Source organism: Arthrobacter sp. V1I9, assembly GCF_030817075.1.
Classification (GTDB): Bacteria; Actinomycetota; Actinomycetes; order Actinomycetales; family Micrococcaceae; genus Arthrobacter.
Genome location: NZ_JAUSYU010000001.1, coordinates 3,650,264 through 3,665,345, shown reverse-complemented (window position 1 = coordinate 3,665,345; position 15,082 = coordinate 3,650,264). Strand labels below are relative to the sequence as shown.

General features: G+C 63.6%; 12 protein-coding genes. 6 read left to right on the top strand and 6 right to left on the bottom strand.

What is annotated here, in order from left to right; all coding sequences use genetic code 11:
- Nucleotides 1–46 precede the first annotated feature (46 nt).
- The 4 genes from QFZ70_RS17115 to QFZ70_RS17100 form a co-directional block, all read right to left on the bottom strand.
- On the bottom strand, nucleotides 47–298 hold the full coding sequence (locus QFZ70_RS17115; RefSeq protein WP_307097333.1) for a hypothetical protein: 252 nt from the start codon (nucleotides 296–298) through the stop codon (nucleotides 47–49).
- Nucleotides 299–364: 66 nt separating this feature from the next.
- Nucleotides 365–2,728 (bottom strand): beta-glucosidase, encoded by a 2,364-nt coding sequence (locus QFZ70_RS17110; protein ID WP_373461691.1) that lies wholly within the window; start codon nucleotides 2,726–2,728, stop codon nucleotides 365–367.
- Nucleotides 2,729–3,550: 822 nt separating this feature from the next.
- Entirely contained in the window at nucleotides 3,551–4,504 is a 954-nt protein-coding gene (locus tag QFZ70_RS17105; RefSeq protein WP_307097330.1) for a carbohydrate ABC transporter permease, read from the bottom strand.
- 8 nt (nucleotides 4,505–4,512) lie between these two features.
- Nucleotides 4,513–5,811: an extracellular solute-binding protein gene (locus QFZ70_RS17100; RefSeq protein ID WP_307097327.1), complete on the bottom strand. Its 1,299-nt coding sequence runs from the start codon at nucleotides 5,809–5,811 to the stop codon at nucleotides 4,513–4,515.
- Nucleotides 5,812–6,041: 230 nt separating this feature from the next.
- Here QFZ70_RS17100 and QFZ70_RS17095 point away from each other — a divergent pair, with 230 nt between their 5' ends.
- Nucleotides 6,042–6,974 carry a substrate-binding domain-containing protein gene (locus tag QFZ70_RS17095; protein ID WP_307097325.1) on the top strand — a complete coding sequence of 311 codons (933 nt, stop codon included), beginning with the start codon at nucleotides 6,042–6,044 and terminating at the stop codon, nucleotides 6,972–6,974.
- A complete protein-coding gene (locus QFZ70_RS17090) occupies nucleotides 6,919–7,920 on the top strand; it encodes an aldose-1-epimerase (protein ID WP_307097324.1) in 1,002 nt (333 codons plus the stop codon). The genes QFZ70_RS17095 and QFZ70_RS17090 overlap by 56 nt, the downstream gene beginning before the upstream one ends.
- Before the next feature lie 49 nt (nucleotides 7,921–7,969).
- On the opposite strand, the gene QFZ70_RS17085 is transcribed toward QFZ70_RS17090, so the two are convergent.
- On the bottom strand, nucleotides 7,970–9,163 hold the full coding sequence (locus QFZ70_RS17085) for an endo-1,4-beta-xylanase (RefSeq protein WP_307097322.1): 1,194 nt from the start codon (nucleotides 9,161–9,163) through the stop codon (nucleotides 7,970–7,972).
- A 185-nt stretch (nucleotides 9,164–9,348) separates the two neighbouring features.
- Between QFZ70_RS17085 and QFZ70_RS17080 the strand changes: the two genes are divergently transcribed.
- From QFZ70_RS17080 to xylA, 3 genes are all read left to right on the top strand, one after another.
- Nucleotides 9,349–10,368 (top strand): LacI family DNA-binding transcriptional regulator, encoded by a 1,020-nt coding sequence (locus tag QFZ70_RS17080; RefSeq protein ID WP_307097320.1) that lies wholly within the window; start codon nucleotides 9,349–9,351, stop codon nucleotides 10,366–10,368.
- 119 nt (nucleotides 10,369–10,487) lie between these two features.
- Nucleotides 10,488–11,219 (top strand): polysaccharide deacetylase family protein, encoded by a 732-nt coding sequence (locus QFZ70_RS17075; RefSeq protein ID WP_307097318.1) that lies wholly within the window; start codon nucleotides 10,488–10,490, stop codon nucleotides 11,217–11,219.
- 125 nt (nucleotides 11,220–11,344) lie between these two features.
- A complete protein-coding gene (xylA, locus tag QFZ70_RS17070; protein WP_307097316.1) occupies nucleotides 11,345–12,532 on the top strand; it encodes a xylose isomerase in 1,188 nt (395 codons plus the stop codon).
- 272 nt (nucleotides 12,533–12,804) lie between these two features.
- Here xylA and QFZ70_RS17065 read toward each other — a convergent pair whose 3' ends face one another.
- Entirely contained in the window at nucleotides 12,805–13,575 is a 771-nt protein-coding gene (locus QFZ70_RS17065; protein ID WP_307097314.1) for a FadR/GntR family transcriptional regulator, read from the bottom strand.
- Nucleotides 13,576–13,710: 135 nt separating this feature from the next.
- Between QFZ70_RS17065 and QFZ70_RS17060 the strand changes: the two genes are divergently transcribed.
- A complete protein-coding gene (locus QFZ70_RS17060; RefSeq protein WP_307097311.1) occupies nucleotides 13,711–15,003 on the top strand; it encodes an ABC transporter substrate-binding protein in 1,293 nt (430 codons plus the stop codon).
- Nucleotides 15,004–15,082 lie beyond the last annotated feature (79 nt).

The following is a 15,082-nucleotide window of genomic DNA, read 5'->3' as shown; positions in this document are numbered from 1 at the left end:
ACCGACGGAACCCGCCTTAGCCGCCCCTTTTCGCGGCCCTTTTCCGCTACCTTTCTTGGCGGGAAACGGTGGCTGCGGCCTCAAGGGCCGTGGCTTGCACGGATTCCCACGTCTCTCCGTAGGGGACCTGATCGCTTAGTTCGACGCTGAAGTGGCCCAGTCCATGCTTGGTTACCAGGATGCCTCGAAACGGATACTCCTGGGTCATGGATTGAAGCTGGTGGATGGAGGCGTTGAGCTTGTCATCAGCCTCCGATCCTGTTGTGGCCGTGATGGTGACGCGGGGCGGCGTTCCCATGAAAATTCCTTTCAGTCCCATTGCAGGCGGCCGTGCGCAATAGCGCACGGCCGCCCGGTTATTGACTCAGCTGCCTGGCGTCACTGTGACACCGCAGTGCAGGCTGCGGGTGTGGTCAACCGTGCGTGTGTCACCGGTGAGCGTGATGTTGGTCCGCAGGCGGATGTCTCCGCTTGAGGCTCCAAAGCGGAGTTCCAGGTCGCCGGCTTCAACGATCCTCCGGCCATCCCGGCCGGTGAACGACGCGACGTCGGCGGGCACCGTGAAGGAAACCCGGGCCGAGGACTGCGGCTCAAGCGGGACGCGGGCATACCCCACCAGTTTCTGCACGGGCCGGACCACCGAGGCCACGGGATCGTGCAGGTACAGCTGGACGAGCTCGACGCCGGCCCTGTCTCCTGTGTTCGTGACGGTGATGGCTGCCTTCGCTGCGCCGTCCACCGCCACCTCTGCGGGTCCCTCGAGTTCCAGCCCGCTCCATTCGAAGGTGGTGTAGCTGAGGCCGTGGCCGAAGGGGTAGGCAGCGGCGGGATCGATGTTGGACACCCCGCTGGCCTGGGCCAGCGGTGAAGCCAGGTATGACGAGGGCTGCGCGCCGGGCCTGGCGGGGATGCTCACCGGAAGCCGCCCGCTGGGGTTGACGCTGCCGCTGAGGATCCTGGCCACGGCCGGTCCGCCTTCCTCGCCGGGGAAAAATGCCTGCACAATCGCGGCGGCATCTTCAACGGCGGATCCCACCGCGTACGGGCGTCCGGTGAGGAGCACCAGCACCACGGGAACGCCGGTCTGCATCAGCCGGTCCAGCAGTTGCTGCTGGACTCCCGGAAGCACCAGGGATTCCACGTCGCAGCCTTCACCGCTGGTTCCCCGCCCGAACAGGCCGGCACGGTCGCCCAGCACGGCGATGACCACGTCGGCGTCGGTGGCGGCAGCAACGGCGTCGTCAAATCCCGCCGTGGAATCGCCATCGACGGAGCAACCGGCCGTTACCGTGAGGGGGTTGTCCGGGAATTCGGCCCGCAGGGCCTGGGCCACGGTGTGCAGCTCAATACCGACCGGAATGTCCGGGTGCTGCTCGCCCACGTGTGCCGGAAAGGAGTAGCAGCCAAGGAACGCCCGGGCGTCGTCCGCGTTCGGTCCGACGACGGCGATGCGGCCGGGATTGCGCAGCGGCAGGATGCCGTTGTTGCGGGCCAGGACAATGGATTCTTCGGCAATCCGGGCGGCAAGCGTCCGGTTGGCCTCGGTGTCCAGGGTGATGCTGCCCTCCAGCCCGGAAGTGTCCTGCAGATTGGTGTCCTGCAGGGCGTGCGGGACCGCGGACCAGTCCTCGTCGAGCAAACCCAGTTCGATTTTCTGCACCAGGACGCGGTGCAAGGCGCGGTCCACCAAGTTGACAGGGAGGCGGCCGGCTTCGATTTCAGCGATGAGGTGCTCGCCGAAGGTGTGCACGGTGGGTAGTTCGACGTCGACGCCGGCGGCGAGTGCCGCTGCGGCGGCTTCGCCGAGGGATCCGGCAACGCCGTGCAGGTTTTTCAGGAAGGCGACGCCGAAGTAGTCAGCCACCACCGTGCCGCTGAAGCCCCAGGTGTCGCGCAGAAGTCCAGTAAGCAGCGAGGCATCGGCAGCTGTGGGGACGCCGTCGAGGTCCGTGTAGGCATGCATGACCGAGCGGACCCCGGACTCCCGGACGGCCATCTCGAAGGGCGGAAGCAGAACATCTGCCAGCTCACGGGCGCCTACGGAGACGGGCGCAAGGTTCCGGCCTGCCTTTGAGGCCGAATAGCCCACGAAGTGCTTGAGCGTGGCGACGATGCCGCTGCTTTCCAGGCCCTGGATATATGCGGTGGCAAGGGTTCCAATCAGATACGGGTCCTCGCCGATGGTTTCCTCTACCCGGCCCCAGCGGGCGTCGCGAACCACGTCGAGTACAGGGGCGAGTCCCTGATGCACGCCGACCGAACGCATGTCGGCTCCAATAGCGGCACCCATCGTACGGATAAGTTCGGTGTTGAAAGTGGCGCCCCACGCGAGCGGCACCGGGTAGGCGGTGGCCTGCCACGCGGCGAAGCCTGCCAGGCACTCCTCATGGACCAGGGCCGGGATGCCAAACCGGTTGGCCTGGGCAATACGCTGCTGGGTCCGCTGAAGCGACAGGGCGCCCAGTGCCGGGTCCACGGGCGCGGTGCCGAAGGGCCTGGTGAGCTGCCCCAGGCCGTTCGGCAGAATCTCGTCGAGGTCCACCGCCGGGTTCATCTCGTTCTGGTGGGGGGCCACTTCCCCGCCCTCAGTGGAAGCCCCTACCCAAACCCCGTAGAGCTGGGCGGTTTTCTCGCGGAGCGTCATGGCGGCGATGAGGCTCTCCGCACGCTCTTGCGGGGTGGAAGCGGTGTCGCGCCACGGCGCGCTGTGGGTTTTGGTTTCTGTCATGATTACTTTCCGCCAGCGCCCATGAGGCCCTGGACAAGCGCGCGGCGCGCGAAGAGGTATGCCAGCAGGACCGGCACCATGGATAGGGTCACGGCCGCCAGGAGTCCGGGGATGTTGATGCCGAACTGGGTCTGGAAGTTGAACAGGCCGAGGGTGACCACACGGGTGGATTCGGACTGCGTCAGGATCAGCGGGAAGAGGAAGCCGTTCCAGGCCTGGAGCGCCGAGAAAACGGCGATGGTGGACAGTCCGCCTTTGGACAGAGGGAGCACCAGGCGCAGGAAGGCGCGGGCGGGGGGTAGCGCCGTCCATGGCCATTGCCTCGTAAAGCTCGGGGGTGATGTCCCGCATGGTTCCGCTGAGGATAATCGTGCAGATCGGAAGGGCGAAGGCCGCCGTCGGAAGAATGACACCCAGCAGGTTGTCATAGAGACCCACGGTATTGATCAGATAGAACACCGGAACGATGACGGCTTGGGCGGGAATCGCAAGGCCCAGCAGGAACAGACGGAAAATGGCTGAAGCGGCTCGGCTCTGGCTGCGGACAATCGCATAGCTCAGCGGGGGTACCAGGAGCAGGACCAGGCCCACCACACCAGCGGTGACGATGACGGTGTTGAGGAAGTACTGGCCAAAGCCGCTGGTGATGGCATCCACGTAGTTCTGCAGGGTAAAGCTGGTGGGGAAGGACAGCGGCCCGTTGTCACCGAAGTCGGCACGCGTCTGGAAGGTCGCGGACAGCATGACGTACAGCGGGACGGCAATGATGGCCAGCCAGAGGAAGGCGCCGACGCCGGCGAGGTAATTCGGACGCGTTTTCATTTAGAGCCCCTCCAGCGAACTGCGCATTTTGTCATATCCGGACACGCGGACCACAGCGAAGGAGATCGCCGTGGAGATCACTACGAGTACGAGCGCAATCGCGCTGCCGGTACCGAAATCGAACCGCCGGAAAGCTTCCTGGTACATGTGGAAGGCGGTGATGGTAGTACCGGTGCCCGGCCCGCCGTTAGTCAAAATGAGGACGGTTTCGAAAGTGGTCAGGCCGCCAACCACCATGAGGATCACGGAGGTGATGATGCTGTTCTTCAGCTGCGGCAGCGTGATGCTGAAGAACTGCCGGACGGTGCCGGCGCCGTCGATCGACGCTGCCTGGTAGAGGACCGGCGGGATCTGCCGGGCGGCACCCTGGTAGATGAGTGTGTGGAACGGCGTGAACTGCCACATGCCCACGAAGATCAGCACCGCGATGGCACCTGTCTGGGTGCCGAGGACGTTGCCGTCTCCGAACAGCCAGGACAGTTGGCCGGGGATTCCGAAGTTCGGGTCAAGAAGGGCCCGCCACAGGACGGAGATGGCGGCGGAGGAGAGCAGCAGCGGAACGAAGTAGATGGCACTCAGGATGGCCCGGTTTTTTTGGTTGCCGGCTGCCCAGACGCCCAGCAGGATGCTTAGCGGAGTCTGCGTAACGATGCCGAGCGCAATGAACAGCAGGCTGAGCCAAAGGCTCTGGAGCATGACCGGGTCTTCAAAGAGGGATTCCCAGTTCTTGAGCCCCACGAACTTAGGGTCCCCCAGGCCGCTCCAGGAGGTGAAGGACAGCACCGCCACCGCGATTAGCGGGACAAGCGCGAAAAGTCCAAAAAAAATAGTGGCAGGGAGGGCCCAGACAAAGCCGGGGCGGCTCGCGGAGGAGCCGCCCCGGCGTGCGGGACGGCCCTCTTCAGGGCCGCCCGCACGTGTCGGGCGCCTGCGTTTTGCAAGCGTCGTTGTCATGATTCTTCCTAGAGGCTCTGCATGGCCTTGATAAAGCCGTCTTCATCAATCTGTCCACTGAAAAACTGGGAGACGGCGGTAAGGATGGTGACAGTTGCTTCCGGCGGGTACGCCTGATCCCATGAGAGCTGGAACGAGGGCGCTTCCTTGACCAGTTTGAACTGGTACTTGGCGTATTCAGGGTCTGCTGCCTTGTCCAGGAACTTTTCCGTGTTCGTGGTGGTGGGGAGGTTTCCGATGCCCACCTGCTCCTGCACAAACTGATCCGAGTACATAAGTTTCAGGAAGTCGCGGGCGGCTTCCGGGTAGCGCGTGTTCTTGTGGATCGAGTAGAAGTTGTTCGTGTTGCCCACCAGGTTGTCCTGGTTCCCAGCGCCACCTTCGATCTTCGGGAACTCGCTGTAGCCAAGGACCTCCGCCGCGAACTTCGGGTCGCTGCTTTGCTGCGTGGAATACTCCCACGAACCCATGAGTTCAAAGCCGGCCTTGCCGGCGGCGAGAAGGGCGGGCGATCCGCCGTCCGTGAACTTCACTGAATCGAAGTTGGTACCGAAAGCTCCCGCATCGACGAGCTCCCGAATCATGCCGAGTGCCTTACGGCTCTCTTCCGACTCCCAGACGCTGGTATCTCCATCCAACGCCTTCTGGAACAGGCCTTCACCTGCGACACGGTCGTAGATGTATTCAAACCACATGAGCGTGGGCCACCGGTCTCCGGCGCCCAGGGCAATGGGCGTAATGCCCTTATCCTTGAGGATCTTTACGTCCGCCAGCAGTTCTTCCCATGTCTGCGGAGGGTTGCTGATGCCGGCATCAGCGAGGACCTTGGAGTTGTTGAAGAGCATTACCGGCTGGGTTCCGCGCATGGGAATTCCGTATGCCTTGCCATCAACGACGGCGGTCTCGAACACGGAGGGGAGGAATGCATCCTTCAGCTGCGGGTCTTCCTTGATGAAGTCGTCAAGGGGAAGCAGCAGGTCGGCTTCGACGAAGTTCTTAATGCTGCCGCCGCCCCAGTTGAAAAAGATGTCAGGCGCGGAGGGGGTGTCAATGATGGTCTGCAGCTTGGACTGGTACTCGGCGCCAGGGATCTTGTCGAGGACGATCTTCACGTCGGAGGTTGCGTTGAAGGTGTCGATCAGTTTCTGCTCCACCGTGTTGCCTGCATCGCCGTACATCGCCACATGAAGCTCATTTTCGGGCCGGCTTGACGCACCGGACTCGCCGGAGCAGCCGGCCATCGTCAGGCCCAGGGCAAGAGCGGCGCCGCCAGCTATGCTGCGGGCCACCCATCCATTTAGGTTCATCTTCGAACGCCTCTCGAAAGTTTCGATATTTTGACCGAAAGTTATGTGATGCCAGCAAGTGTAAGTTGCGTTACATTGTGGACGCAAGGTGGCGGCATTTTTGGTGGCAACTCGCGGAACTCCCGCTATGCTGGACCTCATGTCCAGCCCCGTATCGTCCGACACGCGCGTCACCCTCGCTCAATTGGCGGAGGAGGCGGGCGTATCGCTGTCGACTAATTTCGAAGGTTTTGAACGGCCGCTCCGACGTTTCTCGAAAAACCCGTTCGAAAGTTGAGGAACTGCTGGAGGAGCACGGCTACAAGCGGCGGAAGGCCACCGCATCCAGGTCGGCACTCCTGGAGCTCGTTTTCCATGAGCTTGAAAGTGCCTGGGCGCTGGAAATCATCCGCGGCGTCGAGAACGTCGCGAAGGCGAACGGGATGAGCGTCATCCTCACTGAGAGCGGCACCAGGCATGCGCCTGGAGCGGACTGGATCGAAGGCGTGCTGGCCCGCCGGCCCGCCGGGGTTGTCCTCGTCTTTTCGGATCTGCCGCAGGAGTACCGGCAGCAACTGGATGCCCGCTCCATTCCGTTCGTGATCATCGACCCGGCTGGTGACCCTGCCCCGGACGTTCCTTCCGTTGGGTCGGCAAACTGGGCCGGGGGCATGATGGCCACCCGGCACCTCATCGAGCTCGGTCATACGCGGATTGCCGCCATCTCCGGCCCCGAGGACATGATGTGCTCCCTGGCGCGGATCGATGGCTACAACTCCGCCCTGAACACCGCAGGCATTCCCATTGACCGTACCCTCATCCGATATGGCGACTTCCACGTGGACGGGGGCCGGCACCATGCCCGTGAGCTGCTGGAGATGGAGCAGCGGCCCACCGCCATCTTCGCCGGCAGCGACCTGCAGGCCCTCGGCGTGCTGGACGCAGCCCGCCAGCTGGGGATTTCCGTCCCGGCCCAGCTGTCCATTGTGGGATATGACGACCTTCAGGTGGCACGCTGGTCCAGCCCGGCGCTGACTACAGTGCACCAGCCACTGATAGAAATGGCTGAAGAGGCAGCCCGGATGGTCCTGCGCCTCCGGGAAGGCGAGCGGCCCAACAACCTGCGTCTTGATCTTGCAACATCCCTTGTTGTCCGGCAAAGCACTGCCGTTTGTTCCGGCTGAAACCTGGGGCAGCACCTTCCTGAAAGGAACACCATGTCACCGAACGCCACGCCCTAACGGGAAGCTGATAATCCTAGAGGCGGGTGACTACAAGGCAACAGCAGCAACCGTGGGAGCCGGGCTCGTGAACCTGTCCTTCCGGGGGAAGGACATCGTGTTGCCCTTCCCCGCGGACGATCTGCCGCCTGCCTATGCGGGAAAAGTGCTCATGCCATGGCCCAACCGGGTGGCAGGGGGCGCCTACAGCTTCCGCGGGCAGCGGTATGAGCTGCCGGTGAACGAGGCGGCTACCGGCAGTGCCCTGCACGGGCTGGCACTGTGGAACGCGTGGCAGGTGGAGCAGCGCTCGCAGGCTGACGTGGTGTTTACGCACCTGCTGCATGGAGAACCCGGTTACCCGTTCCAGCTCGCGCTGTCGGCGCGTTACACATTGGACGCAGAGACCGGGCTGCATGTCGAGCTTGCTGCCACGAACTGCGGCACGGCAGCGGCACCTTACGGCACTGGCTCGCACCCTTACATCACTGTGGGTGGCGAGGACGTTTCCAACTGTGAATTGAGCTTCCGCGCGGGCAAGGTGCTCCTGACGGATGAAAAGCTCCAGCCAACCGAGCTCCTGGACACTCACGGCACGGACTTCGATTTCTCGGATCTTCGGATGCTGGCCTCCCAGTCGCTGGATCATGCCTTCACCAACCTCCCGGAGGGGAAGTGGGATGTGACGCTGCGCAACCCCGACCTGCAGCTTTCGGCAGTGGTGGAAGCCAGTGGAACTGACGCTCCCTGGTTGCAGCTCTACTCCGGAGAGCTGCGCGGCCGGAAGGGGCTGGCTGTTGAACCCATGACCTGCCCGCCCGATGCCTTCAACTCGGGCCACGACCTTGTTGTTCTTGAAGCCGGACAGACACATTCCCTCACGTTCCGGGTCCACGCGGTGGAGGGTTAGCGGCAGTAAGTAAAAACGGCCCGGAACCGTGTGGTTCCGGGCCGCTCTGTCAGGACTTACTGGCTACCGCCGGTGTTACTGCTGGTAGGCGGGGTGGTGGTCCAAACGCCTGGTCTCCGCCCGGGTTCGCCTTCAGGAGCGTGGACTGCAGTGCGTAATAGGAAGGCTTCCGGGTGTAGTCCTCCCACATCACCGTAGCCTCACCCTGGCCGCTGAAGAAGACCGGCACCCAGGAGTACTTGTCATTGAAGCCCCAGATGGTGAAGGACTTGCAGTCCTCAACATTCAGGCAGGCTTCGAGTGCGCGCTGGTAGTAGCTGGACTGCTTTGCCAGTTGCTCGGCTGTCGGCTTGGTGCCGGCGGCAATGTTCATGCGGACATCGATCTCGGTGACTGCGGTCTCCAGGCCAAGGTCATCGAAGCGTTGAAGGTTCGCCTGCATGTCGCCGGGGAAGCCGTACTGCGTGCTGAGGTGGCCCTGCACGGCGAAGCCGTCCACCTTGACGCCCTGGGCCTGGAGCTTGGGAATGAGTTTGACGTAGGCCGTGCTCTTGGCGTTGATGCTTTCAACACCGTAGTCGTTGAAGAAGAGCTTGGCCTTCGGATCGGCTTCGTGGGCCCAGCGGAAGGCGTCAGCGATGATCTCCGGACCGAGTTCCCGGATCCAGATGTTGTCCGTGGTGCGGAGGGTGCCATTGTCGTTGAAGATTTCGTTGGCGACATCCCACTGCTGGATCTTGCCTGCGTACCGTCCGACAACCGTGGTGATGTGATCCTTCAGGATGGAACGGAGTTCATCCTTGCTGAAGTTGCCCTGCTCCAGCCAAGCCGGGTTCTGGCTGTGCCAGAACAGCGTGTGGCCGCGGACCACTTGGCCGTTCTGCTGCGCGAACTCGACGATTGCGTCCATCTCGGCAAAGCGGTACTGGTCACGCTGAGGGTGGATGAATTCCCACTTCGCCTGGTTTTCCGGCGACACGGAGCTGAACTCCGCAGCCAGAACCTCGCGGTACTGCTGGTCCGAAGTAAACGGGTTGGCATACGGCATCGTCTCGTGGTGGCCTCCGCCGGCAACTGCAGTGCCGATCCGGACGTTCTTCGGTGCGGCCCAGCGCAGGGTGTCCTGCTTGGCGAGGCCGGGGGGCTGCGGCTTGTCATTCCCGGCGGCGACTGCAGGCAGTGCCGTGGGGAGGACAAACGCTGACGCCATAACAGCTGCAGCGACGAGTTTTGCAACCTTCATTTAAAGCTCTCCTTTGAGTACGCTCGATCGGCACGTGAATCCGATCGGAGCTTTTCCGGAAACTTCCGGAATGTGGTCGTTGTAGATTAGGAGTGTTTCAGAGAGCGCGTCAAGGGTTTGCCGAAAAGTCGTGGCTGGCAGTGTGGCGGGAAGGCCTATACTTGCAGCGAAACCAGGAGGATTGCGTGCCCGAGACCAAGCGCCCGGCTGTCACAATTTCGGCTATTGCGGCCGAAGCGGGCGTTTCGGTGCCCACTGTCTCGCGCGTACTGAACGGGCGCGGCGATGTTTCCGCACGGACCCGCGAGCGGGTGGAAACCTTGTTGCGGGACCATGGCTACCAACGGCGGGGGAATCGCCCGGACGTCCGGTCCGGCCTCATCGACCTCGTTTTCAATGACCTTGACAGCCCCTGGGCCGTGGAAATCATCCGGGGTGTGGAGGAGGCCGCCAACGAGGCGGGGGCTTCCACAGTGGTGTCGGCTATCCACCGCAAGGCAAGCCCAACCTCCACGCGGCAGTGGCTCGACAACGTCAGCGCCAGGGCGAGCGACGGTGCCATCCTCGTTACCACTGATCTCGATTCGTTCCTGCGGGCCGAACTGGAGCGCCTGCACGTTCCCGCAGTGGTGATCGACCCTGCCGGCGTGCCGGACCTGGACGTCCCGACGATTGGTGCAACGAACTGGACCGGTGCTGTAGGCGCCACCGAGCACCTCACCGGAACCGGCCACCGCCGGATCGGGTTCGTGGCCGGCACGCCCGGGTTGTGGTGCAGCAGGGCCAGGCTGGACGGCTACCGCGCCGGCCTTGACGCGGCCGGCATCCCTTTCGACCCCGACCTGGTGGTTGAAGGCGACTTCGACTACCAGTCCGGGTTCCGTGCCGGTTGCAGGCTGCTTGAGCTGGGTGAGCCGCCGTCGGCTGTTTTTGCCGCGAGTGACCAGATGGCCCTGGGAGTGTATGAAGCAGTGCGCAAGAAGGGACTGCGGGTACCGGAGGACATCAGCGTCATCGGCTTCGACGACCTTCCGGAAGCCCGCTGGGCTTCTCCTCCTCTGACCACCGTCCGGCAGCCGCTGGCGGAGATGGGCAAGCTTGCCGCCCGCACCGTGCTTCGGATGCTGCAGGGCGAAGTGGTCGAAAGCCCCCGCGTGGAACTGTCAACCAGGCTCGTCATCAGGGATAGCACGGCGCCCCGCTAAGGCTGATCCTTCGCTCCACGGTTCCTTTGACCCACCCTTGACGTGATCCTGGAGGCGCGCCTACGCTAAGCGCGTTCCGGAAATTACCGGAAGTTTCTTGCGACTCCAAAGAGGTGGCCATGAATTTCCCCTTTCACCGCTCCATACTTCTGCGCAAGGCGGCGTTGCCCCTGGCTGCCACTGCGTTGGCATTCGGCGCGGCCATCCCCGCAGTCCTCGCCGGTGCAACTCCTGCCCAAGCGGACCAGGCCACTCCAGTGGTTGTTGATTCCACCCGGCATGAGGGCAAGTACTTGAGCCTCACCTTCGACGACGGCCCCGACCCTGTCAACACCCCCAGGTTGCTGGCAGCGCTTGAGAAGCACCACGTGAAAGCCACGTTCTGCCTATGGGGGGACCACGTAAAACAGCACCCCGAAATCGTCCGCCAAATTGCTGACGCAGGCCACCTGCTCTGCAACCACACCATGCACCACGACAACATGGAGTCGTGGAGCGCTGACGCCATCAGGGCCGATCTTGAAGAAACCAGCGCCGTTATCCGCCAGGCCGTTCCGGAGGCGAAGATCAACTACTTCCGTGCGCCCTACGGAAGCTGGGGCGGGACTCCGCAGGTAGCCGCCGGGTTGGGCATGCAGCCCCTCGGGTGGGCGACGGTGGTGGGCGACTGGGATCCGCCGGGAACGGCAGAGCTGGTACGCCGCCTCAAGGAGGGCATCAGGCCGGGGGGAGTGGTGCTCCTGCACGACGGCGGCGGAGACAGGACCCAGACGGTGGAAGCGGTGGACCAGATCATCCCGGAACTGAAGTCCGAGGGATGGCGCTTTGACAGGCCTGCCCGCCGGGGCTGACTTCCTGCCCGGTCGAACTACAGGGGCGGTGCGCCCTTGACCCCGGCGCACCGTTCCTCATATAGTTCAGTGTATAAACTAATTGGCCTTTCGGCCCCCAATCAATTCCAGTGCAAGGACGCATCATGACTCTTTCCCCCACGCCTGCTGATAAGTTCACATTCGGTCTTTGGACTGTTGGGTGGACCGGCGCTGACCCGTTCGGTGTTGCCACCCGCGCGGAGCTGGACCCGGTGGAGGCGGTGCACCGGCTGGCCGGGCTCGGCGCGTACGGCATCACGTTCCACGACAACGACCTGATTCCGTTTGACGCCACGGCCTCGGAGCGGGACCTGATCCTGAAGAACTTCAAGGCAGCCCTGGCCGAGACCGGCCTGAAGGTCCCGATGGTCACCACGAACCTGTTCAGCCACCCGGTATTCAAGGACGGCGGTTTTACCTCCAACGACCGGTCCATCCGCCGCTTCGCCTTGTCCAAGGTCCTGCGCAACATCGATTCGGCCGCCGAGTTCGGCGCCGAAACCTTTGTGATGTGGGGCGGACGCGAAGGCAGCGAATACGACGGCTCCAAGGACCTCGCCGCGGCCCTGGACCGGATGCGCGAGGGCGTGGACACCGCCGCCGCCTACATCAAGGACAAGGGCTACAACCTCCGCATCGCCCTCGAACCCAAGCCCAACGAACCCCGCGGCGACATCTTCCTCCCCACCGTCGGCCACGCCCTGGCGTTCATCGCCCAGCTCGAACACGGCGACATCGTGGGCCTGAACCCCGAAACCGGGCACGAGCAGATGGCCGGGCTGAACTTCACCCACGGCATCGCCCAGGCACTCTGGGCCGGGAAGCTCTTCCACATCGACCTCAACGGCCAGCGCGGCATCAAGTACGACCAGGACCTCGTCTTCGGCCACGGCGACCTCACCAGCGCCTTCTTCACCGTTGACCTGCTCGAAAACGGGTTCCCCAACGGCGGACCCCGCTACGAGGGCCCGCGCCACTTCGACTACAAGCCCTCCCGCACCGACGGCTACGACGGCGTCTGGGAATCAGCCAAAGCCAACATGGCCATGTACCTGCTGCTGAAGGAACGCGCCACCGCCTTCCGCGCCGACCCCCAGGTCCAGGAAGCCCTCGCCGCCTCCGGCGTCTACGAACTCGGCGAAACCACCCTCGCCGCCGGCGAAACCGCCACCGACCTGCTGGCCGACACCACCGCCTTCGAAGCTTTCGACGCCAACAAAGCCGCCGAACGCTCCTTCGCGTTCATCCGCCTCAACCAGCTCGCCCTCGAACACCTCCTCAACGCCCGCTAACCGGCACCCTCCGCTGCTGGCTGAAGGTACCGGCCCATAAACGGGAATCCGGGGCGACCGCCGTGGTCGCCCCGGATTCCCGTTTTGTTTGCAGGGGATTGCACCGCTGCGGCGCAGAGCATGTTTATGCCGCCGCTGGCTCTCCCGGCATCACCCCTTGAAAGGACATCATGGAACTGTTGTGCGAAAGCGCCGGCTGGGGTGCCCTGATGACCGTCGGGGGCGGCGGTGTGTGAGGTCCTTCGGGCGGCCGTAAGGGCCGCAAACCCGGACTACTTCACGGCTTTGTCCGCCTGGGTGGCAAGGGATGCGCCGCCTGCATCGTGAGTGCTCGACCAGATCTGGCTCATCTCTTCGGAGGACTGTTCCACGATCCTGCTCATGGCTGCGTGGGCTGCGCCGGCCTCCCTGCGTTGAATGGCACTCGCCACGTCCACGTGCAGCTGCAGTGCTTCGTGGTGCGGAAGGTGGGGCATCAGGCCGTGCTCCGAGCGGCCGGTGAGGACCTCAGCCACCAGCTCCTGAAGCTGGGAAAACATGGCATTGCCGGAGGCTTTAAGCACAGCCGCGTGGAACTCCACGTCCAGGCGGAGGAACTCCTCCTGCTCGCCGCGCTGGCCGGCGGCCCATAACCGTGCTGCAAGGGAGACAAGTTCGCTGCCCGCGTCCCAGGACCCGCGTTCGGCGGCAAGACGGGCGGCCTGCGGTTCCACCGCTCCCCGCAGTTCATTAAGCGACTGCAGTTGCTCCAGCCGGCGGGAGGACGCCAGCCGCCAGCGGATCACCTCGGGGTCGTAGAGGTTCCAGGATTCCTCAGGCTGCACCACTGTGCCGAAGCGCCGGCGGGATTCCAGCATTCCTTTCGACGAGAGCACCCGAGCTGCCTCCCGGACCACCGAACGGGATACCTTGTGCTGCTCCTCCAACTCATCCAGCCGCAGGATGGAAAGTGGCGCGAGCCGCCCGTCCGCGATTGACAGACCGAGGCTCTGCACCAACGCCGCGTGCCGGTCCGTAGGGGACGCCACCCTTGGAAGTCTCATGCCTAAATCATACTGGTCGGCAAAAAGGGGTTGTCTAAGTCTGACTTATCCGCTTATGCTCGCATCCAGAGCAGACGTAAAGAAGCGTCAGCGACCGGCTGGGCAGTGACGCCAGCCAAAGAAAAAGGAGTCGTAATGAAGCGACGTGCAGTAATGAAGTACGCGGCAGTCGCCGCTGCACTTTCGTTCGGGCTCACGGCCTGCAGCGGGAGCGGCAGTGACGATGCCAAGGAATCAGGTGTGGTCCGGGTGACGCTCGCCAACCATGTATGGACTGAAGGCATCAAGTCCGCCATCCCCGAGTTTGAGCAGTCCAGCGGCCTGAAAGTGGAGCTGACCCAGCTCGGCGAAGACCAGCTCTCCGACCAGTACAACGTCAAGCTCAACGCCGGCAGCGATGAGATCGACGTGATGATGTACCGCCCGCTCCAGGAAGGCAAGGCCTTCGCCAAGAACGGCTACCTTGCCGACCTGACCGAAAAGGTGTCCTCTGATTCCGGCTGGGACTGGAAGGACTACCAGGAGGGCCCGGTGAAGGCCACCACCGCCGACGGCAAGGTCGTCGGCGTCCCGATCATCACCGAGCGCGAGGTCCTCTACTACCGCAAGGACCTCCTCAAGGCCGCAGGCCTGGAGGTCCCCAAGACCATGGAGGAGCTCGAAGCGGCTGCCAAGGCCATCAAGGAATCCACCCCGGATACCGCTGGTTTCGTGGCCCGCACCGGCAAGTCCACTGCCGTCACCCAGTTCTCCAGCTTCCTGTACAGCTTCGGCGGCGACTTCACAGACTCCAGCGGCAAGTCCGCCGTCAACTCGGACGCTGCGAAGAAGGCTTACGCCTACTACGGCGGCCTGATCAAGAACTACGGCCCCGCCAACGTCAGCACCGATATGAGCTGGCCGGAGGCGATGGCAATCTTCACCCAGGGCAAGGCCGCTTTCTACACCGAGGCTGACTCGCTTTACAAGAACGCCACCGACCCCGCCAAGTCGAAAGTGGCGGACTCGGTAGGGTTTGCACCGCTGCCCGCAGGTCCTGCCGGTTCCAAGCCGTACAACATCCCCTCCTGGGGCCTGGCCGTGAACGAGGCTTCCAGCAACCAGGACAACGCCTGGAAGTTCATCCAGTGGGCAACGAGCAAGGAACGTACCCTGGCTGCACAGAAGGCCGGTGTTCCCGGACCCCGCGCCTCCGTATGGTCCAACCCCGAGGGGACCTCCACCTACCCCAAGGACCTTGCTGACGCCATCGCCGTCAGCGCGGAAAACGGTGTGGGCCATGACCGCCCCGAGGTTGTCACCGTGGGCAAGGCCAGGGAAATCGTGGGTGAGCCGATCGTAGCCAGCATCACAGGTGCCGATGCCTCCGCGGCAGCCGACTCGGCCCACGACGCCTTCCAGAAGTTCCTGGACAGCGAAAAGCAGTAATGCCACAGGCGCCCTGCGCGCCTGCAGCCTGCACCACAGCCCGGCGGGACGGCAGCCCCGTTGCCGTCCCGCCGCGCAC